The sequence below is a fragment of the Pontibacter sp. FD36 genome (assembly GCF_015686655.1).
Lineage (GTDB): Bacteria > Bacteroidota > Bacteroidia > Cytophagales > Hymenobacteraceae > Pontibacter.
In genome coordinates this window covers 169,537-194,787 of sequence record NZ_JADPMP010000010.1, presented here as the reverse complement: position 1 = coordinate 194,787, position 25,251 = coordinate 169,537, and the positions used below count along the sequence as shown (strand labels likewise).

General features: G+C 48.4%; 20 protein-coding genes, 1 tRNA gene and 1 other RNA gene. 15 read left to right on the top strand and 7 right to left on the bottom strand.

Annotated elements, in window-relative coordinates:
* Positions 1–67: 67 nt before the first annotated feature.
* On the bottom strand, positions 68–2,908 hold the full coding sequence (locus I0P70_RS15540; RefSeq protein WP_196119757.1) for a T9SS type A sorting domain-containing protein: 2,841 nt from the start codon (positions 2,906–2,908) through the stop codon (positions 68–70).
* A 1,229-nt stretch (positions 2,909–4,137) separates the two neighbouring features.
* Here I0P70_RS15540 and I0P70_RS15535 point away from each other — a divergent pair.
* The 6 genes from I0P70_RS15535 to I0P70_RS15510 all read left to right on the top strand — a co-directional run bounded on the left by I0P70_RS15535 (position 4,138) and on the right by I0P70_RS15510 (position 9,685).
* Positions 4,138–5,349: a serine hydrolase gene (locus I0P70_RS15535; RefSeq protein WP_230392233.1), complete on the top strand. Its 1,212-nt coding sequence runs from the start codon at positions 4,138–4,140 to the stop codon at positions 5,347–5,349.
* Between the two features lie 19 nt (positions 5,350–5,368).
* A complete protein-coding gene (locus tag I0P70_RS15530; RefSeq protein ID WP_230392232.1) occupies positions 5,369–5,758 on the top strand; it encodes a DUF2255 family protein in 390 nt (129 codons plus the stop codon).
* A 202-nt stretch (positions 5,759–5,960) separates the two neighbouring features.
* Positions 5,961–6,572 carry a MarC family protein gene (locus tag I0P70_RS15525; RefSeq protein ID WP_196119753.1) on the top strand — a complete coding sequence of 204 codons (612 nt, stop codon included), beginning with the start codon at positions 5,961–5,963 and terminating at the stop codon, positions 6,570–6,572.
* 61 nt (positions 6,573–6,633) lie between these two features.
* Positions 6,634–7,308 (top strand): site-2 protease family protein, encoded by a 675-nt coding sequence (locus I0P70_RS15520; protein WP_196119751.1) that lies wholly within the window; start codon positions 6,634–6,636, stop codon positions 7,306–7,308.
* 203 nt (positions 7,309–7,511) lie between these two features.
* On the top strand, positions 7,512–7,673 hold the full coding sequence (locus tag I0P70_RS15515) for a hypothetical protein (protein WP_196119749.1): 162 nt from the start codon (positions 7,512–7,514) through the stop codon (positions 7,671–7,673).
* Between the two features lie 167 nt (positions 7,674–7,840).
* Positions 7,841–9,685: a PLP-dependent transferase gene (locus tag I0P70_RS15510; protein WP_196119746.1), complete on the top strand. Its 1,845-nt coding sequence runs from the start codon at positions 7,841–7,843 to the stop codon at positions 9,683–9,685.
* Positions 9,686–9,812: 127 nt separating this feature from the next.
* Here I0P70_RS15510 and I0P70_RS15505 read toward each other — a convergent pair.
* A tRNA-Glu gene (locus I0P70_RS15505) sits at positions 9,813–9,884 on the bottom strand.
* 197 nt (positions 9,885–10,081) lie between these two features.
* On the opposite strand from I0P70_RS15505, the gene I0P70_RS15500 reads away from it, so the two are divergent.
* From I0P70_RS15500 to I0P70_RS15490, 3 genes are all read left to right on the top strand, one after another.
* Positions 10,082–10,357, top strand: a complete 276-nt coding sequence (locus I0P70_RS15500) for a hypothetical protein (RefSeq protein WP_196119736.1) — start codon at positions 10,082–10,084, stop codon at positions 10,355–10,357.
* Between the two features lie 75 nt (positions 10,358–10,432).
* Positions 10,433–10,741 (top strand): hypothetical protein, encoded by a 309-nt coding sequence (locus tag I0P70_RS15495; protein ID WP_007654587.1) that lies wholly within the window; start codon positions 10,433–10,435, stop codon positions 10,739–10,741.
* Between the two features lie 148 nt (positions 10,742–10,889).
* A complete protein-coding gene (locus I0P70_RS15490) occupies positions 10,890–11,600 on the top strand; it encodes an SIMPL domain-containing protein (RefSeq protein ID WP_196119733.1) in 711 nt (236 codons plus the stop codon).
* Positions 11,601–11,693: 93 nt separating this feature from the next.
* On the opposite strand, the gene I0P70_RS15485 is transcribed toward I0P70_RS15490, so the two are convergent.
* From I0P70_RS15485 to I0P70_RS15470, 4 genes are all read right to left on the bottom strand, one after another.
* Entirely contained in the window at positions 11,694–12,686 is a 993-nt protein-coding gene (locus I0P70_RS15485) for a hypothetical protein (RefSeq protein ID WP_230392231.1), read from the bottom strand.
* 662 nt (positions 12,687–13,348) lie between these two features.
* An RNA gene (rnpB, locus tag I0P70_RS15480) (RNase P RNA component class A) lies at positions 13,349–13,743 on the bottom strand.
* 186 nt (positions 13,744–13,929) lie between these two features.
* Positions 13,930–14,889 carry a DUF2027 domain-containing protein gene (locus tag I0P70_RS15475; protein WP_196119731.1) on the bottom strand — a complete coding sequence of 320 codons (960 nt, stop codon included), beginning with the start codon at positions 14,887–14,889 and terminating at the stop codon, positions 13,930–13,932.
* A 152-nt stretch (positions 14,890–15,041) separates the two neighbouring features.
* Positions 15,042–15,911 (bottom strand): DUF2279 domain-containing protein, encoded by an 870-nt coding sequence (locus I0P70_RS15470; protein ID WP_230392230.1) that lies wholly within the window; start codon positions 15,909–15,911, stop codon positions 15,042–15,044.
* A 179-nt stretch (positions 15,912–16,090) separates the two neighbouring features.
* Here I0P70_RS15470 and I0P70_RS15465 point away from each other — a divergent pair, with 179 nt between their 5' ends.
* Both I0P70_RS15465 and I0P70_RS15460 read left to right on the top strand, forming a co-directional pair.
* On the top strand, positions 16,091–16,942 hold the full coding sequence (locus tag I0P70_RS15465; protein WP_196119729.1) for an HAEPLYID family protein: 852 nt from the start codon (positions 16,091–16,093) through the stop codon (positions 16,940–16,942).
* A 385-nt stretch (positions 16,943–17,327) separates the two neighbouring features.
* A complete protein-coding gene (locus tag I0P70_RS15460) occupies positions 17,328–20,771 on the top strand; it encodes a pyruvate carboxylase (RefSeq protein WP_196119727.1) in 3,444 nt (1,147 codons plus the stop codon).
* Between the two features lie 193 nt (positions 20,772–20,964).
* Here the strand turns inward: I0P70_RS15460 and I0P70_RS15455 are convergent, their stop codons facing one another.
* Entirely contained in the window at positions 20,965–21,297 is a 333-nt protein-coding gene (locus I0P70_RS15455; protein WP_196119725.1) for a tetratricopeptide repeat protein, read from the bottom strand.
* Between the two features lie 67 nt (positions 21,298–21,364).
* Here I0P70_RS15455 and I0P70_RS15450 point away from each other — a divergent pair, with 67 nt between their 5' ends.
* The 4 genes from I0P70_RS15450 to I0P70_RS15435 all read left to right on the top strand — a co-directional run bounded on the left by I0P70_RS15450 (position 21,365) and on the right by I0P70_RS15435 (position 25,118).
* The gene (locus I0P70_RS15450; protein WP_196119723.1) at positions 21,365–22,105 is read left to right on the top strand and encodes an electron transfer flavoprotein subunit beta/FixA family protein; all 741 of its coding nucleotides are present in this window, start codon (positions 21,365–21,367) and stop codon (positions 22,103–22,105) included.
* 1 nt (position 22,106) lies between these two features.
* Positions 22,107–23,087 carry an electron transfer flavoprotein subunit alpha/FixB family protein gene (locus I0P70_RS15445; RefSeq protein WP_196119721.1) on the top strand — a complete coding sequence of 327 codons (981 nt, stop codon included), beginning with the start codon at positions 22,107–22,109 and terminating at the stop codon, positions 23,085–23,087.
* A gap of 18 nt (positions 23,088–23,105) precedes the next feature.
* On the top strand, positions 23,106–23,705 hold the full coding sequence (locus I0P70_RS15440; protein WP_196119719.1) for a bifunctional nuclease family protein: 600 nt from the start codon (positions 23,106–23,108) through the stop codon (positions 23,703–23,705).
* A gap of 102 nt (positions 23,706–23,807) precedes the next feature.
* Positions 23,808–25,118: a NupC/NupG family nucleoside CNT transporter gene (locus tag I0P70_RS15435; protein WP_196119717.1), complete on the top strand. Its 1,311-nt coding sequence runs from the start codon at positions 23,808–23,810 to the stop codon at positions 25,116–25,118.
* Positions 25,119–25,251 lie beyond the last annotated feature (133 nt).

The window sequence follows — 25,251 nt, the reverse complement described above, 5'->3', positions numbered from 1 at the left end:
TTTTATTAAAAAGCCCCGACTCCAGCGGAGACGGGGCTTTTCTTAAGAAATGTGACAGCGCTAGGTCTTATCGCTTCAATACCAGCTTAAATGTATGTGAGCCTTTCTCACTCACAAGTCTGGCGAAGTACATACCTTCTTTCAGTTCCTGGCCATGCACTTCTACTGTGGTTAATTCGCCTGCTCTGGCGGTACCTGTTTGTAGCTGCTTAATCAGCATGCCCTGCGTGTCATAAAGGCTGATGGTGTAGTTATCAGTTTCACGCATGATGAACTCAATTTTTGACCGCTCACTGAAAGAAGTAGGGTAGGCCTTGGCATGTGTAATGTTCGTGACTTCTGTATTACAAGGAGTGTTGGTAGCTGTCTCCCTGTGGAACTTGATGTTGTCGATAGCTGCCGATCCAGCAAAATCGCCAGACCCGTCTCTGCCATCCAGCACCACTTTCATTTTCATAACACCTCTGGTGTTGCCCAGGTTGACAAGTTGCTTGCTGTTCATACCAAGCGGTTTCAGGTATACCTTGTTCAGTTCCTTGCCATCCGCGTCATAGAGGTATACCCATGTCATATCCTCAAAATTATCCACGCCCACTACTCTAAAGGATTCCATAGTTACAGGCCCCACGGCTGAGAAGTCAAGTATGATTTCGCCGCCCCACTGTGTTGCATCCGGGTAGTTATTTTGATATTGGTTGATGATCAGCACCTGTCCCCAATCTGTTGTGTAGAGGTTGGTGTCATCGCCGGTCGGGTCTTGGGAGTCAAAAATTGCTGCGTAATTCTCGGGAGCGAAAGTGCCGTCCGGCATGCGTTTTCTGCCCGTTATCGCCACTGGTCCGGCCTCCGTGTTAATGCTTGAAATCAGGCCCCTTGGCTGGCTATCAAAGTCGATGGTATGCTGCGTGATTTCCACGCCAGTTGAGGCAGGGGTCACCACAACGCTGGTAGAGCCGGAGCAGTCACTATCCTTGTCGGAAACGGTTAGGGTATAGGTGCCCGCTACTTTCACCACCGGGTTTTGCTCTATGGATATAAAACCATTCGGGCCGGTCCAGGTATAGGTTGCGTTTTCAGCGGAGGATGAGCCCGTCAGTTGAATGGTTCCAGTCGTGCAATCCAACTGGCCGCCGATAGCGCTTACTGTAAGTGCCTCTTCGCGGATAACTTTTACCTCACTTTCAATTTTGCAGCCGCTTTTTACATTGGTGACTACCATGGTGTAAATGCCTGGGGTGTTCACGACCGGGTTAAACGTACGCTCGCCTGATACAATGTTGCCTCCGTGGCTTGCTAACCATATCACAGCACCATCACCAGACCCCTCGAGTGTAACAGTGCTATTTTGGCAAGTCAGTTTTTTGTCAGGCCCGGCGCTGCCCGTGGGGTATACAGGCGGGTTAATTGTATAACTGCTTGTTGCGGTTAGATTTCCGATTATCTCAGTTACTACTAAAATATAATCACCTGGTTCGGTTACTGTAACAGTTTTGCTATCAGCAGTGTATCCATTTGGTCCGCTCCACTGGTAGGTAATTCTCTCTTGTATGGGTTCTTCATTGAGATAAGCGAAACCAATCATTGTCACAGAATTAGAGCCAGCACAATCAAGCTCCGGAACATTTGTAAAGCCAATTTCGGCAGTTAATATATTTTCCTCCTCACGGGTAACTACTACAGAATCTTCATATTTGCATTCGCCTCCAGTATCAGTGATTATTATTGTGTAAGTTCCCGGTGCATTCACCACTGGTCTGAGTGTTCGTTCGCCTGAGACAATGTTACCACCATCGCTTGCGACCCATTGCAGGGAGAAGCCACCACTAACTGAACCTTCCAGAGTGACAGTGCTGTTCTGGCTGGTCAGTACTTTGTCGGGACCAGCACTACCCTTTGGATTATCATAGGTGCCAACTCTAAATGGCTCGGATGTAGTAGAAAGGTTACGGATGGTGTCTGTTACCGTAAGAGTATAATTACCAGGCACTTTAACAGCAATCTCCTTACCGTTTGAGCTAAACCCATCAGGGCCGGCCCATTGGTACGATAAGTTTCCTGATGCAGGTTGGTCATTTAATCGAACGTGGCCAGTCATATTGATGGCGTATGAACGAGAACAATCAAGCATAGAACCATTTGAAGATGTAATAAAAGCCACAAGCGGAATTTCCCCCTCGCGGGTAACTATTACATCTTCTCTGAATGTGCACTTGCTTATACGGTCCATAATTGACATTCGATAAGTACCAGGAGTAGCGACGACCGGGTTGAATGTCCAGTGACCCGAAACAATTTCGCCTCCATCAATGGCATCCCATCTTACTTCATACAAACCACTTATCACTGACCCTTCTACTAAGGATCCTTCGAGTGTAACAGTAGGGTTTTCGGCCGTTAGCACTTTGTTGGGGCCTGCACTTCCTTCAGGAGAAGGCATTCGAGAAACGGTCAGTGTCGCGGTTGCTGTTGCTCCAGTGGCAATGTGTGTAGCCACAACCGTATGTTCCCCAGGTTCATTAACGGATACTGCCTGTAGTTGTGGATAGTAGCTATTAGGGCCAGTCCAACTATACGTAATACCTTCTGTTATTTCCTCTCCATTCAGTGTAACGTAGGCATTTAATGTAATAGCATTGCGATCACAATCGAGTTGTTTTGCAGAGCCATAATCGATACGTGCAGCTAATGTATTTTCTTCTTCACGGGTAACTTTCACCGTGTATTCTGTGGAGCATCCTCTTCCATCCTGAAGCTTTAAGGTATAGGTGCCCGGGGCATCCACAATCGGGTTAAGTGTTCTGTAACCTGAAACAAAATTGCCCCCGTCGCTGGCTAGCCATATGGGTTGCCCCGAGTTATTTACAACCGACCCCTCTAACGTAACAGTTGGGTTGTCACGCGTCAGCACTTTATCAGGTCCAGCACTTCCCTCAGGTCTGGGTCTTTGTGAAATTCTATGAGTCGCAGTTGCCGTTAAACCAGTAGCCAGGTGTGTTACCTCAACTGTATAATCACCAGGCTCTGAAACGGTTGCCGCACGTTCTTCTGAAGAATAATCATTAGGGCCAGACCATGTATAAGTGACGCCCTCTGTGAGCTCATCGCCATTCAGGTAAACATGCGTGTATGCTTGAATAGGAGTGCCATAGCAATCAATTTGTAACACACTTCCAAGGCCGATATGTACAGTTAAATTATCTTCTGATTTGGTAACATTATTTTTTGAATTCGCCTGAAGGCCAGTAAGAGGATACAGAAACAAGCACAAGAGGCTAAAAGCAAAGAGCCGCCACAGCCGAGAGGAGCCGTAGCAGACTTGGTTCGTAAGAATTGAGTAAGCGTAATTTTTTTTCATAGTAGTAATGTGTAAGTAATTGTTAATCTTTTTTTATAATAAAGTATAGGCAAGGCGGTGCCAGGCTGGGCTTTGGTAAGTCCTGCTCAAATGGCGGAAATATGTGCCTTGTTTTGGTTTGCCTAATTAGAAATCAGCTGCCTAAATTGGATTCGGGTAATGCAGTTGGAAACTGATTGACTGGAGAAGTAAGTTTCTTTTCATAGTGGGATTGAGGTGTGAAAATCTAAAAATATTATTTAACCTATATATTGATTCTGCTACAGGGTATAAAAAACCTTGAGAACCATGCTATTATATCTGTCTTTTGGATTTTATAACTACCTGTACGGTATTGCATTAATTTTATTTACATGAATTTTAAGATTTCTTAATTTTTAGTAAAAAATGAGTATAAGTACCATATTACTTAGTGTAAGTGTGATTTATTTGGGTTAGTCTATTGGGGGTATTGCACTGTTTGTAGGTTGAATACAGATAGGTAAATGGCTGATAGCTATCGATATGAAGTAGTAGAATAGGGGTAAAACTCTGGAGTAAGCTTAATTTCGGTGCAATTATGAAAAGCAATAGCATTTAACTTATGCGGGAACAGGCCAACTCACAGAACTGTGAGGCCATATGGGATTCATTTTCAATACTAGCGGAGTAGAGCAAATTGTGTACGTTAAATAGTGAGGTTTTAATAGCCTGATTTTTAAGTTTTATGGAATTTCCTTTCCGATTAATCAGAAACTTCCTTTATATTTAAAGCTCATTTCCCTTGTTGGTATATTTCAGGTATGGCTTTTAGTAACATTCAGTCGCTTTTAATTCGGAGCGTAGTGGCGTGCGCTTTATTTCTATCTTTTAGTGCCTGCTCCGGCTTTCAGAACGAAGAGCTGATCGTCGAGGAAGACTGTGAATTACACGTAGAGGTACCTGAAACCTTTACTCCCACCATTGCGACCAAACTTGGTAAAGAGGTCGATTCCCTTTTCACGCATTTGCACAAGCGCAAGGGCTTTAACGGGACAGTGCTCGTGACCAAGTATGACCAGATCATTTACCGCGGCGCTTTCGGGTACGCTGATTTCAAGACGAAAGACACCCTTAGCACTCAGACGGTTTTTCAACTAGCTTCCGTTTCAAAGCAGTTTACGGCCATGGCCATCATGATGCTGAAAGAGCAGGGTAAGCTTAACTACGATGACAGCCTGCAGGTATACATCCCTGATTTTCCTTACAAAGGCATAACAGTGCGTCAGCTGCTCACGCACCGTTCCGGCTTGCCTAACTATACCTATTTCAGCGAAGAATTCTGGCCAGACCGTAAAGTGGATCTGAGCAACGACGACGTGCTGAGTATGATGGCTGTGCACAAACCCAACATTTATTACCAGCCTGACCGAACCTTCAGCTACAGTAACACAGGCTATGCGTTGCTGGCTTCCGTGGTAGAAAAGGCTTCCGGACAGCCTTTTGCCGAGTTTATGCGGGAGCATATTTTTGAGCCGCTCAAAATGCATGATACCTATACCTTCAACCACGAACTGGTCACCCAAACCGGTCGTGTGGCAACAGGGCACATCGGTGGTCGTCGCAAGCGCCTGCCTGACTACCAGGACACCGTATTGGGTGATAAAGGTATGTACTCAACCGTGGAGGATCTTTACAAATGGGACCAGGCGCTCTATACCCAAAAACTGGTGAAGCGCGAAACGCTGGAGGAGGCCTTTATGCCAACCGGAAAGGTCAACAAGCGCGCTGAGTCCTACGGCTTCGGCTTTCGTCTGAAGCAGGTGGAGAGTGGCGATACTGTAATCTACCATGGCGGCTTGTGGCATGGTTTCAATACTTATTTCCTGCGCAACCCAAAAGACCACAGTTCCATCATTGTGCTCAGCAATCTAACCAATGGCAGCCTGAACTACATGAAGGATGTGCGCAATTTTATGTACCCGGCCCAACCCAAAAATACAAGGAAACAGGCGCGGGTAGCCAGTGCACGCTAAATCTCGTCAGCTACACAACATGAAGCAACAATCCTTCCCGACTGATTTTATAGCCTACCTGGGCTCCTCTACACTCGTAGGCGTTAAAGGCGGCGTAGAGCGAGAGACTTTTCTGAACATCTGGATGGTCGAAGTAGCAGGAAGGGTCTTTGCCCGAAGCTGGACCAAAAGTAACAGAAGCTGGTTCACTGCTTTTTTGGAAGAAGGCGTGGGTCAGATTCAGTACGGCCAACAAGTGCTGAACGTAAGAGGAGAGCAGGTGAGAGACACTGACCTGAACCTGCAGGTAGACCAAGCCTACAGAGCGAAGTACACACAAGAGCACAACCTGCCGTATGTGGCCGGTATCACGCAGCCCGAATACCACAACTATACCATGGAATTCATTTTTGAAAATCAGTCGATTTAACAAATACTGGTTTCTCTCCCGAATAATATTTTCTAAACAAACAACCAGGCCTTAGACGTTGGCTGTCAACTATAAGCGGGTTGATGACTCACCTGATCCCGAGGAAAGCATGTGAAGCTATGTTAAAGCTTCACATGCTTTTTTTATATCTACCTGTGCTGTGCTGCGTAGTTAAAGGCACCCTCAACCAGTCCTGATATTTATGATTACAGCAATTGTTAGTTTTTTGGTAATGCTTAACCCTTTTGCGCTTTTCCTATATCTGAAGCCCATCATGAAAGACCTGTCTGATGAAGATTTCCGATCTGTCTTTATCAAAGCCAGCAGTATTTCCTTTGGCATTTACCTGGTCTTTTTGCTGTTGGGTGACCTGGTGTTTCAGAAAGTGTTCCGCATCAATTTTGAGTCATTCCGGATATTCGGCGGCGTTGTGCTGTTCTCCTTTGCCTATATGTTTATCGTGCAGGGTAAGAAAGCCTTCATCCAGATAAAAGGGGATCTTCACGACCTGGCCTCAGAAATAGCTCTGCCCTTCATGGTGGGCGCAGGTACCATATCGCTTACCGTACTGATGTCAGAGCAACTAGTGCTGTGGCAGGGAGTGCTTTCGCTGGTCAGTATCATGCTGATCAACTTTGGCATTATCATGGGTCTGAAGTATATACGCCGGAGTATGCACTCCAAAAAAGTGCAGGTCGCTTTTGACAAGAACATGGAGTTGTTGCTGCGTATCAACGGCTTCTTCCTGGGTGCCATCGGTATCGACATGATTGTGTCAGGTATAAGAAACCTGGTTACACCTGAAGTCATGTAATGGCGATCATATTTGCTTTTCTGGCAGCATCCAGCTTTCTGTAAAACGTATACCTGAAGCTATGTTTGAAATTAATGACCTCCCTAAGTTTTTTCTGGCTTTCTTTCTTGTGTTACCAATAATTTCTCTTGTGCACGAGGCTGGGCATGTATTCTTCGCCTGGCTAATGGGAGGGAAGAACATAAAAGTTTCTATAGGCGCTGGTAAAGTGCTTTTTAGGGTAGGTATAGTGGAAGTTCGAAAGTACTATTTTTGGTATGGTCTCTGCACTTTTGAAAACCTGAAGCGAAACGAACGGTTTGCCAACATCCTCATATTTTCGGGGGGAGCATTATTTAATACACTTGCAGCGCTCGTGGTAGTTTACCTCATCGAAAACAAGACGCTGGAGCCAGGTATACTCACTTACCAATTTACGTATTTTTCGCTTTATTATGTATTCTTTGCCCTGCTACCCATGCCTTACCCGGATGGCAACGAGAGCGACGGTAAGGTGATACTTGACCTGATTCGGAACAAGGCGCAGTTTAAAACATACCGGGTGGAATGGAATCAGGAAAAAAAGCAGTGGTGCGTGCTGAATCATAACAGAGAGCTTGTACAGGCATTTGAAGGCGAAGAGCAGGCCTTGGAGAAGGCACATGAGGTAGCGCAGCAGAATAGGCCTAGCCGGCTGAAAATCTTCAAAAGCGGCAAGGAAACAGAAGTGCAGAATTATCCGAAAATACCCTTGTAATAAATGGGTTGATAATAATCGTTTCAGATATACCTGGGTGCTGCTGCGATAATCATTAGGGATGAATTGTCGGACTCTATCCATATGGATTTAGCGGCTTTGCGTAAATATTTGAAGGAAGCTCAGCTATGCAATAAGATTATTATAGAAATTGGGGCTTAGTAAGATTCGAAAATCAGATACTGTAAAAAATAAATCAGGTTATGAGTACCAGAGCAAGAGACCAACAGAAGAAGCAGCGCCAAAAAGAGTTTCTGGAAAGGAAAAAACATCAGGAGTCTCTTAAAGCTGCGGCAAAAAAAGCTAAACGCAGTGCATCTAAAAATGACGATGAAATTGATCGGCTACCTGCATCCGAAGACTAAGCTTGTCCTTTTCTTTTACAGAAGGTTATGCGGTAGCCTCCTTTGGTGTTGAAGACCTCTAATAAACAACAGTAGTAGTTTGGCATCTTCTCAATCAGTTTAAAGCTAGGCAGGAAGTTATATTTTCTACTACTTTGTATTTTATAGCTTATCTCAAGATAAAAATTATGGAAGGAAATAAAGTGCTTCATTATATACAAGGTGTATTAGAAAATATGCCAGCCGATTGGTTGAAGCTCACTACCCACCGACTGGATATTTACAATGAACAGTTAGCCAAAACCCAATTCTTAGAGCAGTTTGAAAAACTGTACAAGGAAAGCAATTCTGAAACAACAGCGCTCAGTGAATTGCCCACTGCATTCGATTATATTCGGTTAGGGCACCCCTTATCTTCTGTACTGGAATGGAGTATTGCCAAGTTGAATAATCTGAAACCGGAGAATGTTATCAGCTTTTCTTCCAGAACGGTTCCTGTTTTAGCAGTTCTCAGAAAAAACTTACTGGATCGTAAGAACACACAGGTCCTTTATACCGGCGAGTTGCCGGATGCCTTCGATGCTGAAGTGCTGAAGCAAGTTTATGGTTATAAATTTGACTTAAAGCAGGTTGAGAAAATAGAAGAGGTTTCTAAGTTTGATGGTAGTACCATTTTCATATCGCAAGAAGATGAGATTGGGAAAGTGGACCTCAACCCGACTATAGACTTCTTTGTCCAGGTTCACTCTCAGTTTGGAAGTATCTTATTGGTGAATGGGGAACGAAACGAGCCCTATATCTCTGAAATTCAGCATGTGCGAAGAAGAGAAACCATCGCCATGACGCCGGCCAATAGTTTTGCTGCCCTGCAGCAGCTGACAGGAAAACCTTCTTCTGATCATAAGCAGCGTGATGTTGCCACGAACAAAGCCCGTGTAGTAGAGTCAATCAGAAAGATCACCGGTACTAATACAAAAGCACTTGTTGCTTCATCCGGCCTGTCTATGCAGTATGCCATTATGATGGGGCTGGTGCACGAGGCCCTGGAAAGACATAAAGGCAAGGGTATCCGATTTGTTGTTCCCCCCAATTGCTATGGTGGAACAAACGACCAGGCAAGACGAGTAGCTGCTTGTTTGGATAATGTTGAAGTGGTGGACTTACTCGTTGATGGGGAGCACGACATGGTTCAAAGCATTGATACCGTACTGGACAGGATTGCCAGCCAGGATGCTGTCCCTTACATCATCGCTGAGATTCCAACAAACCCGAGGGTTGAGGTCCCGGATCTTCAAAAATTAAGAGATGTCTTAAGTAAAAAGCGCAGGACTGCATCCGGTGAGGTTGCGATCGATCCGGTCTTTATCCTAGATCAGACATTTTGCCCGAATGTGCAGTTCGCAAGTGAAGACGGTATACTCTCCACGGTCAGGACAATATCCTATGTGAGCGGATCGAAATTTCCGAGTGGCGGGAAAGTTACTGCCGGCTACTGTGTAGCAAACAAAAAGGCCGAAGCTTTGCTCGAAAAAATAGAAAAACACCTGATACTCTGCGATAACGAAGCTACTGATCTTCAGATGGAGATACTGGCAGAGCAGCTGCCTTCCATGAATCAGCGAATTGCAGATGCTTATAAGAACACACGTGACTATGTGAACTTTATCAAAGAGGTTTTGCCAGCGGCTAAAATCAATTTCGTTTCAGAAGAACTGGCGCAGGAAGGATTTACGCCATCCGTGTTTTCACTGGATCTTCCTACGAAAGGGGATACCGATGCAGAAAGGGAGGCCTATAAAAGGGAGTTGAATTTGAAACTGATCAATTTAATGATCGAAGAAATTCCCCAGGAAAGTAAATACTGCGTGAGCTACGGGCAACTGAAAGGATGTTATTGGACAATACCTGCAACATCTACTCAAGGGACAACGAAAGAAGACGACAAGGACTATATTGCCCGCGTAGCATTATCTCCTGACATGGACCTTGAACTGCATAAAAAGGTATTTTTAGATTTCGTAGAGCAGATTTAAGCTTTCTGTAACGCACCATTGCAACCTGTCGCAGTGGTGCGTTACTTTTTATGCAATGACAAATTCTGAAGAGTAAGCAAAGAGCATAAAAAAAGCCGGTTCAGATATACCTGAACCGGCTTTTCAGTAGTCCGTAGGGGAATCGAACCCCTGTTGCCAGAATGAAAATCTGGAGTCCTAACCCCTAGACGAACGGACCGTTCTACTGTATTGCGGGTGCAAATATACAAGCTGATTTTTAGTATGCAAAATTATTTTTCGAAAAAGTGGAAGTTCTACATCGTTCCCACTTTTGATGCCCTGGCAGGTGATTCCTGCAGATAACGAGCGGTAACTTTTGTAAACTTCGTCTTATCTTGTGCCGTTATACTTTCATCCATAAAAGAGATAAACACTATGTCAAAAAGAGCACTATATACCGGCGTAACGCCTGAGGCTTACAATGAACTGAAAAGCAAACTTCAGACCTATGGCATGAACTTACAGGGCAACAGCGGACGCATAAAAGAGAAGGGTGTCAATGCCAATTTCAACTATAATCCTGAGGCAAAGTCGCTTGAGATCAGTGACCTGTCAGTAGGATTTCCGGCCAGTATGATGATCAGCGCCGACAGTCTGATGCAGCGCATGAGCGAGATGATCACCAAGTACGGTGGTCGTGCAGAGGGGTAGGTCATATCCTGTCGCGCATAATGCCGTATAAGAAAATCACTTGAACTTAATACCTAAACGAAACCGAGTATAACTATGGAAAACGATAACAAGAGCAACCAGAATGCCGGCAATGGCGGACAAAGCCAGGGCAAGAAGGAACAAAGTGCTCTCAAACTTCTACAGCCACATGATATGTCCAAAACAGTGGAGTCAGCTATGCATGTGTTCCAGGGCAAACACGATAAACTGCCTGAGCTATTGCACGATGTTGGAAAACTGGTGCTGCAGGGTGCCCGCCGCATGAGCACCACACAGCTTATCCTGACGGCTGGTGCTGTGACACTGGGCGCTGTGCTGGTAGCCAAATATGTAGCTGACCAGGATTTTGATTTAGAGGCTTAGTAAGCAACTCATGCTAATAGAAACCCTTCGCTTAAATCGTGAAGGGTTTTTTTGTGCAAATTCATTTCTGGTACGGCCTTTGTAATTGGTTCTATATAGCAAGTAGCTATATTTACCAGAGTGTTTCTAACCTTTTTTATTCAATACTATGAAAAAAGTATCTTTTATCGCCCTTGTGTTTTTGCTGGCAGCTATGTTTCCGGCAATGGCCCAGCAACAGATCATGCCTCCGCTTATCAGTGTGAACGGAATAGGGGAGGTGAAACTTGAACCAAATGAAGTCGTGATAAGCCTAGGAGTGGAAACACGTGAGAAGACCCTGGATCAGGCCCGGAAGCAAACTGATAAGCAAGCCGCCGCTATTATTGCCTACCTGCGCAAGCAGGGCGTGGATGCCAAAGATATCCAGACTTCTTTTGTGAACCTGCAGCCTATCTATTCAGGTAACGAATTTGGGAAAGCACAGCCTGAATTTTACATGGCGCAGAAAACCATGACCATTGTTATCAGAAAAATCAACAGGTTTGACGAACTGCTTTCAGGTTTGTACGACAATGGGGTGAATCGCATCGATAACATCTATTTCAGAGTTTCAGACATTGAGAAGCACCGTGCTGAAGCCCGCAAGAAAGCGGTGGCCGACGCCAAACAAAAAGCCAATGCCCTGACAGCTGAACTAGGTGCAAAAGTGGGTAAGGTATATTCCATCAACGAACATTCTTCTAACGGCTCTCCGCGGATAGGCTATGCGAAAATGTCGATGGATATGGAAATGGCACAAAGTGGCGGTCCGTCCATAGCAGGAGGGGAAGTGACGGTGACTTCTAATGTTAACGTGAGTTTTGTGATAGAGCAGTAGACTTTAATAGGTCACAAACAAAAAAGAGCTCCCCAGCACAGGCCGGGGAGCTCTTTTTTGTTTGGAGCAGGTATAAAACGAAACGGATTCAGCTTATTTCTGAAAATGCTCCATTGGTTTGAGGTTTTGCTGCTCATCCAACAGAAAACTTAGTGGTTTGCCAGGTTCAGCGAGTATCTCACTTTCGCGGATGTCCCAGGGTTTGAGCATTTCCTCTAACATATGGGCATAAGCAGTCAACTCCCAGGGGTTGAAAATCTCGTTCGTCACATCATCTATTATGGTGTCAAGGATAATATGCGTATCCTCCGGCTTAAGTGGTCGCTCAAAGTACTCGGGCACTACATTAAAGATATAGGCCGCATAGAATACACGCGCTTTAAACTCAGCTACCTGTACCGGATGCAGCTGTTGGCCCTGGGTCAGGCGGTAAAGTTTGCCAAGGGCTCTGCCAATGATGCCATTGTCGAGGAGCGTGCACACAAGCACGACAGGTCCCAGCTTGATGCTAAAGGCCATGGTCGTCAGCTCGTCTTGGTATTCAAAAGGCAGCTCATCTTCCGTAGGGCTCACCTCCAGTATAAACAGGGAGCAGGGTAGAAAATCGGAAAACTCCATCGGCACCCGCATAGATTGCAGCACCTTGAAGAATTCGCGGAATTTGCCCAGCATTTTTGGGTTCTCACTCACCGGGTTTTGCGGCATGATCAGCGGATCCGCCTCCTTGATCAGCTCCGTGATCAGCGTACCATAATACATCTTACCAATCCACTGGAACAGCTTTTTCGGCTCCAGCGCCTGCAGTCCGTCCAAACCTGTTTCTGTGGCTTTGGCTATTTCTTCCTCAAGCGGAATAACATGATGGGTATGGCAGTGGTCGCAGCAGGGGATGGTGAGTTCACCGTAGGTGCTGACGCTCTTGTCGAGCATGAGTAGCTCTTTATCGCGCAGGTTATACCTGTCCTGCAGCCAGGTAGCAAATACTGGGGTTCGGTTTTCAGGTTCGGTATGTGCCCCGCACAAAAAGCAGTGCTTCTCGCTGAACTGCATGTTCGGGAACGGGTCGTATAATTTCAACTCAGTCATAATCGCGTCATTTGAGGGTGCAAAGATACGAAGAAGAGCTTGTCTGAATCAGGATTTACAGGATTTATGGATTTACAGGATTTTCGTGCACGATTGTCGTCCGGCTGCACCCTTCAAAGGGGTAAGGCCATTAAGTTCCAGCAAGTTCTCCCCTTGAGGACAAGTGAGACGCGTGTCGTAACTTTCGAGCGAAGCTCTCAGAGGGGTGTTGAGGCTGCGGATGGTTCGTGAATAAGTCCGCTACTGGCAATTTAGCACCGAATTTACACCCCTATAATCCCCTCAAGGGGATAATTACGGACAGAGCAGCCCTATCTCCCAAGAGGGGAATCTCTGCTACTGCCTTATCACAGGTATAAGCCTTGTAGCATCTGTGACGTAACACTGGCAGGTATAGCAAGACTAACTCGCACTGAAACTATGAAACAGACTCAGGTGCCAAGTGCCCCCAAATGACTACCCACTGTTCGAGCGTTCAGCGAGTTTGGGGAGTCTTGATTTTTTTGCTTACTTTTTGTGTCAAGACAAAAAGTAAGGCCCGCCCGGCCAGGGCAAAAGCTGCCCGCCTGGCTAAGGCAAGCTATGAAACATCAAACTTGCTATACCTGCAACCTACTCTACGCTAGAAAAAAGAAGAAATGATCTAAGAAAGGAAAGAAAAGTTTAACAGCAAGCCTATAAGCCGGGTTCTGTCATCAGGCCGAAGCCCAACGTCTTATCATTTATCTAGGCCTGCACTCGCGCACAGGCTCCATCGACCTACCCACTGACATCGGACGAGCAGCCCTTAGCCCCGCCGAAGCGAGACGCTGTCAGCCTATTTGGTCTTTCAACTCCTAAGGTTTACCCAGCCGGACTGGTCACCCAGCCGCTGGTGCGCTCTTACCGCACCTTTTCACCCTTACCGCGGCCGAAGCCGAGGCGGTAATTTTCTGTGGCACTGGCTGTAGCCTTCCCGTCTCTCGGAAGGCCCCTTCCCGTTAGGAAGTAGGATGCTCTATGTTGCCCGGACTTTCCTCTCCTCCCTTGCGGGAGCAGCGATAAGACGGCTTGCTGTTAAGCTTTCTATACCTGCAAAGGTATGATTAATTGTTGATGGTAAATTGTTAAATTGTTGAAATGGGCTTATGGTTCCAATCACGATGATTCATTTTGTGGCAGAGCAATCTTTCTGAACTTAAATCGAGGGAAGCAAAATGCGTGTTGAAAAATACCAACAATTTAACCGTCAACAATTTAGCAATCACCTAAGTCTTACTAACGTTGCGCCATACCCGAACTTTTCTTTTTTGGCGTCTTCGAAGAAGCGGATGCCCGGGGTGCGACTCAGGATCTTTTGAATTTCCTTGCGGAGCACGCCGTTGCCTGAGCCGTGAATAAACACAATCTCGTGCATGTTGGCGGCCATGGCGCGGTCCAGTGCATCCTGAAAACGATCCAGTTGTAGCCTCAGCATGGCGCTGTTGCTCATGCCGTTGTGGTCTTCCACCAGCTTGTCAATGTGCAGATCTACTTCGTGCTCGGGTGCCTGCACCTTCACGTTTTCCTGTGCAGCTGGCTTCTCTGAGAGTTGCTCTATTATCTTGTCGGTGTCTACGGCAACAGGTTTGCTGTCAAGCTGGAAGAGATAGGCCTCTTTATTGAGTACCGGAGCGGTCTTTTTGCTCTTGTAGAAAGAGTTGGCACGGAACTGCACCTTCTTCGTAACTGGCTCAAACAAGCTCGGACTGCCATTGCGATGCTGCAAAAACTGCACGATCAGTGTCGGCCACTTTTCGAAGTCCTTCATGTGGTAGTGGCTCACTACGCGGCTGGCCTTCGGGGCCAACTTGTCGTTCTGCAAACCGCGGTATTGATTATTGCGCTCTTCGCCACTTGTAAAGAGCACATCGTAGTCTGTGTTGTTTACCACTGTGGCAGCCAACAGCTCATCTGACTGGTGCACCATGGCCAGGTAAATGCCTTTTTCGGCCAACACGGGGGCCGGCGGTTCCTTGCGGACAGCTGGCTTTGCGTAGGGCTCAGGCTCGGTATTGCGGAAAGCCTTGGCTTCTTCCGGCGCAATCAACACAATCTCACGACGTGACACAGGTATAGTGAAGTCGTTGTCGATGGCGACCTCTACAATGTTATTATCCAGTATGCGGGTGATGATGCCTTCTTCTCGTCCTGACATCAGGCGCACGCGATCTCCTACGTTCATATTTTCGTTGCTCGTTATCGTTAGTGGTTGTTCATAAGTTACAAGCATAAAGCCTGTGCCGAGGTATAGCGTTGTTTGCTATACCTTATTATACAAGTACAAATTGACTTTACACAAAGATACGATTTGTGCGGTGGAATAATCGTGCCGATTTAGAAGTATACCGGATGGAAGCGCAGCCCGTCTGTGCGGTTGTACTCCAAGGCGGGAGCCGGAATTTTGATGATGCTGAGCATGTATAGCGTAGTGTTGAGCACTTTGCTGCGGCCTTTGAAATGCATCAGGTTGAGGTCAGGGCTGAGGTAGAACTGGCGGCGGGCATTGAAACCGCGTACCTTGTTCAGCTCCGGATCATTGTATACCATACCTTGTGCACCATAGCCAACCGCTATGCTCAGCCACTTGGGGTACCTGCTTTCTTCTTTCAGAAAGCTGCCTACATTGACGGAAAGCCAGTAGGTCTGCCCGTTGTAGTCTTTGAGCACTTGCTCCGGCAGGGTGCTGCCCAGTACATTTGGTCGCTCTTCGGCGTACCGGGTGGTCTGGAAAGAAAACTTTGGCATGATGCGCACCTCCCGCCAAGCTAGCTCCTGAGCTACCACCGCAGCCGAACCCACCGTGTTGGCAATCGCATCGCCCACTGAGGCGCCATAGTCAGACTGAAAGCCGTCGAATATCTCGATAGGCGTTTGTAGAATTATACCTGTCAGGCCACCGTACCAGATTGCTTTTTTGTCAGGAACGCCCGCCCAGCGCAGCAGGTCTATACCTGCACGGCTCTGGTGAAAGGCACCCCAGAAATGACCGGCTTTGTCCATCTGCTTCCATTGGCGGTTATCGTTGAAGAAGTGGAAACTTGTGCGTTCCTGATCGCTATACCAGGCCTTGTTCAGTGAAACCAGCATGGCCGTGTAACCAACCGTAAAGCCACTGCCGAGTAGCAGCAGACGTCCTTTGTCTGGCGCTGCGTTGGTGCTGTCAGGTATAGCGGCCATGCCCTGCATGGGTTGGAGCAGAAGCATACATGAAAGCCAGAGAAGGAGCAGTTTTCGCGACATTGCGTGGCAAAGATACACATACCTGTCAAAATCAGCCTGTCCCTTTACCTCAGATTAGCTGCTTTAATCTGTTTCTAATATATTTTTAACATGCCTTTAATAGAGCCACCATACTTTCGTCCTTATTTTGGTTTAAACCTTTTATGAAACGGACTTTACTTCTTTCAACTCTTATTGCCACGCTCTCTTTTACAGCATCTGCACAGGAGGTCACGACAGCAGACACTACCCATTATCAACCCCAGAAACCACTGAAACTGCACCATGCAGAACCCCTGTACATCGACCTGATCCGCGACTTGGGTGCGCACAAGGGGGAGAAGGAGTGGAACATCGGTGCCGGCATGACCGACAACCTGGGCTACGACCGCTACAACTTTCTGGTAGAGTACGAATGGGCGCCAATCGACAGGCTGGGACTGGAGATTGAAGTACCGGTGTCGGTTTACACAACCAACAGCAAAGACCGTCGCCCGGAGGTGAACCGTCCCTCTGACCGCATCGAGTCGCTGAAGCTGGCGGCGCAGTATACCTTCCTGGTGAACGAGCGGTCTAATACGTCCATGGCCTTGGGTACCATCACTGAGTTCGAACTGACGGAACTCGATCGCATCCGCCGGGATGACATGTTTCAGGGATTTCTATTTAATCCCTTTGTAGTGGCGGCCAAAAAGTGGGGCAGCAATTTTCACTCGCTGATCTATACCGGTCCGCGGGTGTTCAACCACTTCGGCCACAGCGGGCTTGAAACCAGTTACGAGATCAACACCAGTGCACACTACATGATACCGAACAGCCGCAACTTTGTAGGCCTTGAGGTAAATAAGGAAATGCAGGGCGGACACATGGACATGGTGCTGCGTCCGCAGATGCGATTGGTAATCAACGAGGGCCTGATGATTGGTATTGTGACAGGTATACCTGTTACAAAAGAGCGGGAGCGCATGAGCACCTTTCTCCGACTGATCTACGAGCCGGGCCACAAAAAGTACTAAGGCCAGACAGGTATAGCCAAAGGTTTTCTAATCAGATTAAAGTTTAGGTTGTTGTTTATTTGGTAGCGTCACTGTTTAACGGTGGCGCTATTTTTTGCTATCTGCCTAACTGTAGGTATATTAGTGTTTTGTAATATGTTGCAGAGGCTGTAGTCAAGAAGGTATAAATAACGCTGTTTATCCTTCGAATTTGCAATATAACCTTATCCTGAAAAAGCCTGTATTAAGGGATGTTTTCAAAACGGCAGGTCGCTTCATTTCCCGTCTGCCATTCGTCTATACCTGATTATTATAGTGTTGCTTATACCTGTGGCGCATCGGTGTTTCCCTTTTCGCCCTTTATCCATAAAAATATAGTGCAGCTATACCTTACATCTCACCTTATATGAAAATCAAAAAAGTACTTGTCGCTAACCGCGGCGAAATTGCCATCCGTGTGCTCAGAGCCTGTACGGAGCTTAATATCCAGACGGTGGCCATTTATACCTATGAAGACCGCTACTCCCTGCACCGCTACAAAGCTGACGAGGCTTACCAGATCGGCAAAGACAACCAGCCGCTGCAGCCTTACCTCGACATCGACGGCATCATCGCCATCGCCAAAGAGAACGGAGTAGACGCCATTCACCCGGGCTACGGATTCCTTTCCGAAAACCAGCATTTCTCACGCAAGTGCGCCGAAAACGGCATCATCTTCATTGGTCCAAGGCCGGAGGTAATGGGGGCACTGGGCGACAAGGTGTCGGCCAAAAAAGTAGCAGTAAGCTGTGAGGTGCCCATCATCCAGAGCAACGACCTGGATCTGAACACTTATGACACCGCTTTGGAAGAGGCGCATCGCATCGGTTATCCGCTCATGCTCAAGGCTGCTGCCGGCGGCGGCGGTCGCGGTATGCGTGTGATCCGGGACGACGAGCAGCTGGAAAAAGGCTTTTTTGAAGCGAAGAACGAAGCCCTGAAAGCCTTTGGCGACGATACGCTCTTCCTGGAGAAGTACGTGGAGAATCCGAAGCACATAGAGGTACAGATCGTGGCTGATAACTTTGGCAACATCACCCATCTGTTCGAGCGCGACTGCTCGGTGCAGCGCCGCTTCCAGAAAGTGGTAGAAGTAGCCCCAGCCATCAGCCTGAGCGAAGAAACCCGCCACCAACTCTACGACTACGCCATCCGCATCTGCAAAGCCGTGAACTACAACAACGTGGGCACGGTGGAGTTTCTCGTAGAGCCGCACAACAATAATATCTACTTCATCGAAGTGAATCCCCGCATACAGGTGGAGCACACCGTGACAGAAATGATCACAGGCATCGACCTGATCAAAACGCAGATCTTCATTGCCGACGGCTATACCCTGGATCACGAGGAAGTATTGCTCGGTCCGCAGCACACCGTGCGCGCAAACGGCGTGGCTATACAATGCCGCATAACAACCGAAGACCCAGAGAACGACTTCAAACCAGACTATGGCACCATCATCGCTTACCGCAGTGCGGGTGGTTTCGGCATTCGTCTGGACCAGGGCAGCGTTTACCAGGGTGCCAAGATCAGTCCGTTCTTTGACTCGCTTCTGGTGAAAGTATCTGCACAGGCACCGACTTTGCGCCACGCCGCTATGAAGATGTCGCGCACGCTGGACGAGTTCCGTATCCGTGGCGTGAAGCAGAACATCCAATTCCTGCAGAACATCATCAATCACCCAACCTTCATCTCCGGTGATGCGACCGTGGATTTTGTGAAGAATCACTCAGAGCTCTTTGTGTTCCGCAAGAGCAAGGACCGCGCCACCAAACTCCTCAGTTTCCTGGCTGATGTGATTGTGAACGGTCACCCGGACGTGAAAAAGCCAGATCCGGACAAAGTGCTTTCCAAACCGGATTTCACGGGCTTCAACCTGAACAAACCTTACGAGCGCGGTACAAAAGACCTGCTGACAGAACTGGGCCCGGAGGAGTTTTCTAAGTGGCTGCGCAACGACAAGCAGATCCACTATACCGATACCACGTTCCGCGATGCGCACCAGTCCTTGCTGGCGACCCGCATGCGCTCCTTCGACATGCTTAAAATAGCCGAGGCCTACGCCAAGGACCACCCGCAAACCTTCTCGATGGAGGTATGGGGCGGAGCGACTTTCGACGTGTGTCTGCGCTTCCTGCACGAAGACCCTTGGCGCAGACTCGCTGAGATCCGGGAGGCTGTACCGAACATCCTGCTGCAGATGCTCATCCGCGGTTCGAACGGGGTAGGGTACAAGGCCTATCCGGATAACCTGATCGAGTCGTTCGTGGAGAAGTCGTGGGAGACGGGCGTGGATATTTTCCGCATTTTCGACTCGCTCAACTGGATGAAGAGCATGGAGCCCTGCATCGACTTCGTGCGAAAGCGCACGGGCGGTCTGGCGGAGGGTACGCTTTGCTATACCGGCGATATTCTCAATCCGAAGAAAACCAAGTATAATTTAGAGTACTACCTGCAACTGGGCAGACAACTCGAAGAAGCGGGGGCACACATTCTGGCCATCAAAGACATGGCTGGTTTGCTCAAGCCATACGCCGCCCAGGTGCTGGTAGAGGCGCTGCGTGACACCGTGAAACTGCCAATCCACTTGCATACGCACGACACGTCAGGTATACAGTCAGCTACTTACCTCAAAGCCATAGAGGCAGGTGTGGATGTGGTGGACGTGGCTTTGGGTTCTATGTCTGGCCTTACGTCACAGCCTAACTTTAACTCAATGGTGGAGGCCATGCGTTTTCAGGAGCGGCACCGCGAGTTCGATCAGAAGAGCCTCAACCGCCACTCCAACTACTGGGAAACGGTGCGGGAGTACTATTATCCTTTTGAGTCTGGCTTGAAAGCAGGAACGGCCGAGGTATACCACCACGAAATTCCGGGCGGACAGTATTCTAACCTGCGTCCGCAAGCCAATGCGCTGGGCTTGGGTGATAAGTGGGAACTTATCAAAGAGACCTATGCGGAAGTGAACCAGTTGTTTGGGGATCTGGTGAAGGTAACGCCAAGTTCCAAAGTAGTAGGAGACATGGCGCTATACCTGGTGTCAAACGGCCTGACGACAGTGGATGTACTGGAGCGTGGCGAGCAGATTTCCTTCCCGGAATCAGTGCAATCGCTGTTTCGCGGTGATCTGGGCCAGCCGGTGGGCGGCTTCCCGAAAAAATTGCAGTCTATTGTCCTGAAAGACGAGCAGCCATACGACGGGCGTCCGAACGAGCACCTTGCGCCGATCAATCTGGATCAGGAGTTCAGGGAGTTTCAGGAGAAGTTTGGAGAGCACACCAAGTATACCGACTTCCTTTCTTATCAGCTCTACCCAAAGGTATACGAGGCCTATCACAAACACTTCGAACAGTACGGCAACGTATCCAAGATCCCGACGCGCCTGTTCTTCTACGGCATGCAACAAGGCGAGGAGGCCATCATCGACATTGCCCGCGGCAAGTCCATCGTGATCAAATACCAGTCGCTGGGCCATGTGGACGAGGACGGTATGCGCACGGTGTTCTTCAAGCTCAACGGCCAGACGCGAAACATCGAAGTGCGTGACAAGTCCGTGAAAGTGGAGCGGGTACAGCACCAGAAAGTCGACAAAGGCAATCCGAAGCACATCGGGGCACCGCTGCAGGGGCTGCTTTCAAAGATTCTGGTGGAGAAAGACCAGGAGGTGAAGAAAAACACACCGCTGTTTGTGATCGAGGCTATGAAGATGGAAACGACCATCACAGCTTCAGAAGCCACCAGGATTGCCGACCTGCATTTGCCGGAAGGCTCTTTGGTGAACACCGACGATCTGGTGGTTAGTTTATCGTAGCCATCCAATGTATAAACAGGAAAAGCCACCAAACCTGCAAAGGCGGTGGCTTTTCTTTTTGCTATCGTAAACCTTCAGGCGCTATATCTAGTACGCTACAGAAGCCATTAGAAAACATTTCGGCATAAAAGCCTGTTTTATACTTGCAGATATGCTGCATGCATACTATTTTTGATCTGTAGCGCAAAAGGTGCTACTCGTCTTCGTAGTCAAGGCCCGCAAACTTGTTATACGCCTGTTGCAACTCGGCAAATGCGTGCATGTTACCTTCCTGACGGCTGATCAGCATTCCTTTTTTGTAGGTTTGCTCGGCTTTTTCAGGTTGTCCAAGCTCAGCGTATAAGCTGGCCGCATGGTAGTAAGTGCCTACGTAGCGCTCGTGCTCAGACAGCAGTTTCTCGTAAAACTCCATCGCTTTTTGCGGTTCGGATCCACGTAACTCTGTCGCTATTGCATAGATCGTGAATGGATCGTTCGGGTCTTCTTCGTAGAATTTGAAGAGCTGTTCTAATCTATTTTGAGACATTTCTATTTGGCTATATTTTAACTAACTTCGCACAAATCTAATTTTAAATAAGCTAACATTTCTAATCATGAAAATATTAGTTTGCATCAGTAACGTTCCGGATACCACATCCAAGATCAACTTTACTGGAGATAACAAAGAGTTCGACAAGAACGGGGTGCAGTACGTGATCAACCCTTGGGATGAGTACGCCCTGACCCGCGCCATTGAGCTGAAAGAGGCCAAAGGCGGCAGCGTAACCGTGCTGAACGTGGGCGAAGCCGACGCTGAGCCGAATATTCGCAAGGCACTGGCCATTGGCGCCGACGATGCCATCCGCGTGAACGCACACCCGAAAGACGCTTTCTTCGTGGCGCAGCAGATTACTGCCGTGGCCAAAGAGGGAGGTTATGATATGATCCTGATGGGCAAGGAGTCCATCGACTACAACGGCTTCCAGGTGCACAACATGGTAGGCGAGATGATGGGCATCCCATCTGTAACGCCAGCCTTTAAACTGGATATGGTAGACGATAGCACGGCCCGTCTGGAGCGTGAGATCGAGGGTGGCAAAGAAGTGGTGGAGGTAAAACTGCCTTTCGTAGCCAGCGCCCAGCAGCCGATGTGCGAGCCTCGCATCCCGAACATGCGCGGTATCATGACGGCCCGCACCAAGCCACTTAAAGTAGTGGAAGCTACGGGTGGCGAAGCCAAGTCGGAGTACGTGAACTACAGCAAGCCCGAGAAAAAGAGCGGCGTGAAGCTGATTGAACCGGAGAATGCCGGCGAATTGATTAAACTATTGAGAAACGAAGCTAAAGTACTGTAATATGTCTGTATTAGTATTTGTAGAAGGTCTGAACGGAGAGATCAAGAAGTCCTCACTGGAGGCAGCATCCTACGGCAGCCAGGTAGCACAGGCCATGGGCACAACCGCTACAGCGGTAGCCATCGGCGAGGTGCACGAAGAAGCGCTGGCCAAACTGGGCGAGCAGGGCATCAGCAAGGTGTTGTACGACGCCGATGACCGCCTGAAGCAGTTTGTAGCTGACGCTTACGTAAAAGTGATCGCGACAGCGGCCCAGCAGGAAAGTGCCAAAGTACTGGTGTTCTCCAACTCTAACATCGGTGCCGCGGTAGGCTCTAAGCTGGCTGTTCGACTGAACGGCTCACTGGCTACCAACGTAACTGAACTTCCGAAGATTGACGGTGGCAACTTCACGGTGACACGCGGTGTGTTCTCAGGCAAGGCGTTTGCGGACGTAAACCTGACATCTGATGTGAAGATCATCGCTGTAAAGAAAAACAGCACCGACATTATCAGCAACGGAGGCTCAACTGCTACAGTAGAGAAGCTTTCAGCTGACCTGGCGGAGTCTGATTTCGCTGCTGCTCCAAAAGAGACGGTGATGCAGGACACAGGTGGTGGCGTGTTGCTGCCGGAAGCTGAGATCGTCGTGTCTGGTGGTCGTGGTATGAAAGGACCAGAGAACTGGCACCTGATCGAAGAACTCGCTAAAGAACTGGGTGCGGCAACCGCTTGCTCCAAGCCTGTTTCTGACATTGGCTGGCGCCCTCACCATGAGCACGTTGGCCAGACGGGCATCACAGTGAGCCCTAACCTGTACATCGCTGCGGGCATCTCTGGTGCCATTCAGCACCTGGCGGGGGTTAACTCTTCTAAAGTGATTGTCGTTATTAATAAGGATCCGGAAGCGCCGTTCTTCAAAGCCGCTGATTATGGCATAGTTGGCGATGCGCTCGAGGTACTTCCTAAATTAATAGAAGCTGCAAAAGCTTTAGACAAATAGAACAAGAAGAGCTTAATTGTGAAAAAAATACAGCTAGAGATACTCGGGCTCTCCTCCAGCCAGTCACAGACGGGATCGTTTGCACTGGTGCTGGGAGAGCGTGATGGAAACCGAAGGCTGCCGATCATCATCGGTATGTTTGAGGCGCAGTCCATCGCTATACAGATAGAAAAAATCAACCCAAACCGTCCGCTCACGCACGATCTGTTCAAGACCTTTGCTGAGCAGATGAGCGTGAACATCACCGAGATCCTGATCTCAGACCTGAAGGAGGGCGTGTTCTATTCCAAGATCATGTGCACTGATGGCGAGAAGGAGTTTGAACTGGATGCGCGTCCGTCCGACGCCATTGCGATCGGTTTGCGGTTCGGGGTGCCTATCTACACGGTGGAAAGTGTGCTGTCAGAAGCTGGCATTATTTTGAGCGATCTGGAAGAGGAGGAGGACGAAAACGAAGAAATGACTGTAAAGAGCAGTTCTTCATCGACTCCGAGTGCCAAGGAGCCGCTCAACCAGACGTCGGTTGATGACTTGAACAAGATGCTCAATGAGGCCCTCGAAAAAGAGGACTACGAGCGTGCCGCTAAGATCCGTGACGAGTTGAACAAGCGAAACTAGCATAACATACGCTATACTTTAAAAGTCCTGTGCCTATATGGTGCAGGACTTTTTGTTTTAACAGATATTCGGCTTACTTTTGGCCAAATTTTGTCCCACAGCATGTTCGATATTTTCAGAGGGCTTCTTGGCCTCCTAGCCATTATTGCCATTGCCTTTGCGTTCTCTAAAAGCCGTAAAAATATAGATTGGAGACTCGTCGGCTACGGCGTTTGCCTTCAGATTCTGTTTGGCGTATTGGTTACCCAGGTACCCGTCGTGGCAAAAGGCTTTGCCTACGTGAGTGAAGGCTTCGTAACCTTTCTGGATTTCTCGCAAGCGGGCGCGCAGTTTCTTTTCGGTAATCTGGCAGACCCATCCAAGAATAGCGGACTGGGCTTTATTTTCGCCTTCTCGGTTCTCCCCACCATCATTTTCTTTTCTACGGTATCAGCTGGCCTATACTACCTCGGTGTGCTCCAGAAGATCGTGTACGGCATCGCCTGGGTGATGTCGAAGGTGATGCGCCTGTCAGGTCCTGAGAGCCTTTCTGCCGCTGGCAACATCTTTTTAGGACAGACAGAGGCACCATTGCTTGTACGTCCGTTTATCGCCCGCATGACGCGCTCCGAACTGATGTGCCTGATGACAGGCGGTATGGCGACGCTGGCTGGTGGTGTATTGGCGGCTTATGTTTCTTTCCTCGGCGGAACTGATCCGGCGCAGAAAGCTATTTTTGCGGCACACCTCCTCACGGCCTCTATCATGAACGCCCCGGCAGGCATCGTACTGGCTAAGATCCTAGTGCCTGAAACAGAACACGAAGAAATCACGAACAAGCTCGAAGTAAACGAAGAGCAGCTGGGTGTGAACCTGATCGACGCCCTCTCAAGAGGAGCTGGGGACGGTCTGAGACTAGCCGCTAACGTGGGTGGTATGTTGCTTGCTTTCATTGCCGTTATCGCTTTGGTGAACTACATCCTGACAGACATGATAGGTGTTTGGACCGGACTGAATGAAATGGTAGTTGCCAGCACAAACGGTCAGTTCAATGGTTTCTCCCTGCAATATATTCTGGGCCAGATCTTCCGGGTGTTCGCTTTCATCATGGGTGTGCCATGGGCCGACACCCTACAGGTGGGCAGCTTGCTCGGGCAGAAAACCGCCATCAATGAGTTTGTGGCCTACCTCGATTTGGCCAATATGAAAGAAGCGGGCACATTGGGCCCGAAAGCCCTGGTGATGGCAACTTATGCCCTGGCTGGCTTCTCTAACTTCAGTTCCATCGCCATCCAGATCGGTGGTATTGGCAGCATGGCTCCCAATCAGCAGGGGCAGCTTTCCAAACTTGGCTTCATCGCCTTGCTGGGTGCCTCCCTGGCCTGTATGATGACCGCTACTGTGGCAGGTATGCTGTTTGGACTAGACTTCTAAAATAGAAACTATATCTACAAAAAAGGCTCCCGCTATACCTAAGCGGGAGCCTTTTTTATGGTTGTGCAGGTATAGCTATACCTTGCATATACCGGTATCTGAGTTTATACCTTGTCGTTTCCGGATTGGGTAG

Excerpts from the sequence above, each read along its gene's own strand:
- I0P70_RS15535 (WP_230392233.1), top strand. The coding sequence starts at position 4,138 with ATGGCTTTTAGTAACATTCAGTCGCTTTTAATTCGGAGCGTAGTGGCG.
- I0P70_RS15530 (WP_230392232.1), top strand. The coding sequence starts at position 5,369 with ATGAAGCAACAATCCTTCCCGACTGATTTTATAGCCTACCTGGGCTCC.
- I0P70_RS15525 (WP_196119753.1), top strand. The coding sequence starts at position 5,961 with ATGATTACAGCAATTGTTAGTTTTTTGGTAATGCTTAACCCTTTTGCG.
- I0P70_RS15520 (WP_196119751.1), top strand. The coding sequence starts at position 6,634 with ATGTTTGAAATTAATGACCTCCCTAAGTTTTTTCTGGCTTTCTTTCTT.
- I0P70_RS15515 (WP_196119749.1), top strand. The coding sequence starts at position 7,512 with ATGAGTACCAGAGCAAGAGACCAACAGAAGAAGCAGCGCCAAAAAGAG.
- I0P70_RS15510 (WP_196119746.1), top strand. The coding sequence starts at position 7,841 with ATGGAAGGAAATAAAGTGCTTCATTATATACAAGGTGTATTAGAAAAT.
- I0P70_RS15500 (WP_196119736.1), top strand. The coding sequence starts at position 10,082 with ATGTCAAAAAGAGCACTATATACCGGCGTAACGCCTGAGGCTTACAAT.
- I0P70_RS15495 (WP_007654587.1), top strand. The coding sequence starts at position 10,433 with ATGGAAAACGATAACAAGAGCAACCAGAATGCCGGCAATGGCGGACAA.
- I0P70_RS15490 (WP_196119733.1), top strand. The coding sequence starts at position 10,890 with ATGAAAAAAGTATCTTTTATCGCCCTTGTGTTTTTGCTGGCAGCTATG.
- I0P70_RS15485 (WP_230392231.1), bottom strand. The coding sequence starts at position 12,686 with ATGACTGAGTTGAAATTATACGACCCGTTCCCGAACATGCAGTTCAGC.
- I0P70_RS15475 (WP_196119731.1), bottom strand. The coding sequence starts at position 14,889 with ATGAACGTAGGAGATCGCGTGCGCCTGATGTCAGGACGAGAAGAAGGC.
- I0P70_RS15470 (WP_230392230.1), bottom strand. The coding sequence starts at position 15,911 with ATGCTTCTGCTCCAACCCATGCAGGGCATGGCCGCTATACCTGACAGC.
- I0P70_RS15465 (WP_196119729.1), top strand. The coding sequence starts at position 16,091 with ATGAAACGGACTTTACTTCTTTCAACTCTTATTGCCACGCTCTCTTTT.
- I0P70_RS15460 (WP_196119727.1), top strand. The coding sequence starts at position 17,328 with ATGAAAATCAAAAAAGTACTTGTCGCTAACCGCGGCGAAATTGCCATC.
- I0P70_RS15455 (WP_196119725.1), bottom strand. The coding sequence starts at position 21,297 with ATGTCTCAAAATAGATTAGAACAGCTCTTCAAATTCTACGAAGAAGAC.
- I0P70_RS15450 (WP_196119723.1), top strand. The coding sequence starts at position 21,365 with ATGAAAATATTAGTTTGCATCAGTAACGTTCCGGATACCACATCCAAG.
- I0P70_RS15445 (WP_196119721.1), top strand. The coding sequence starts at position 22,107 with ATGTCTGTATTAGTATTTGTAGAAGGTCTGAACGGAGAGATCAAGAAG.
- I0P70_RS15435 (WP_196119717.1), top strand. The coding sequence starts at position 23,808 with ATGTTCGATATTTTCAGAGGGCTTCTTGGCCTCCTAGCCATTATTGCC.